This window comes from Dysgonomonas sp. GY617, assembly GCF_015233815.1.
In the GTDB taxonomy this organism is placed as follows: domain Bacteria; phylum Bacteroidota; class Bacteroidia; order Bacteroidales; family Dysgonomonadaceae; genus Dysgonomonas_A.
In genome coordinates this window covers 1-584 of record NZ_JADCLR010000013.1, presented here as the reverse complement: position 1 = coordinate 584, position 584 = coordinate 1, and the positions used below count along the sequence as shown (strand labels likewise).

Below are 584 nucleotides of genomic sequence, written 5' to 3'. Positions count from 1 at the left end.
GGGCTGACCATTTGACTAGTTCGGCGAATATTTCGTGTGCGAAGTCTCCTCTGTTGGTGAATTCGAAGGCTCTAACGCCTCCTTGGTAACAGGCTTTGACTACTTGTTTGCTGGTTTCCAGGTCGTTGTTGTAAAAGACGGGAACCATTCCTGTGCTGGCCATGGCTTGACAGGCTTCGATGCGGCTGAATCGTGACATATGTTGAACTTTTTTTTTATTTCCTTTTTTTTATAAAAGTAGATATGCAATCTATAAACTTTGAAAAATCATTCATCTAAGGCATTACATATCTACTTAATGTAAAGATGTGTATTCCGATAAGTATTAGATTGTATTTTTTTATCTGGATACCCTTCCCGAACCATCACCTTTCATAAGGTTCTCAACTTCGGCAACAGTTACCAGATTGTAATCCCCATAAATGGTATGTTTCAAGCACGAAGCAGCAACCGCAAATTCAAGAGCTTGTTGATCGTCTTTAGGATAAGTGATTAGTCCGTAAACCAGTCCTCCCATAAATGAATCACCACCACCTACACGGTCTACAATATGGCTAATATCATACCGTTTTGATTGATATAGC

Annotated in this window: 1 protein-coding gene and 1 pseudogene; both read right to left on the bottom strand. The window is 39.7% G+C overall.

Translation table 11 applies throughout. The annotated features are described in order from the left end of the window. Nucleotides 1-199: pseudogene (locus IR022_RS19985) on the bottom strand (bifunctional 4-hydroxy-2-oxoglutarate aldolase/2-dehydro-3-deoxy-phosphogluconate aldolase); the annotation flags it as partial. 141 nt (nt 200-340) lie between these two features. Then, nucleotides 341-584 (bottom strand): PfkB family carbohydrate kinase (locus IR022_RS08725; protein WP_242053172.1); only part of this gene is annotated, 244 nt, incomplete at its 5' end.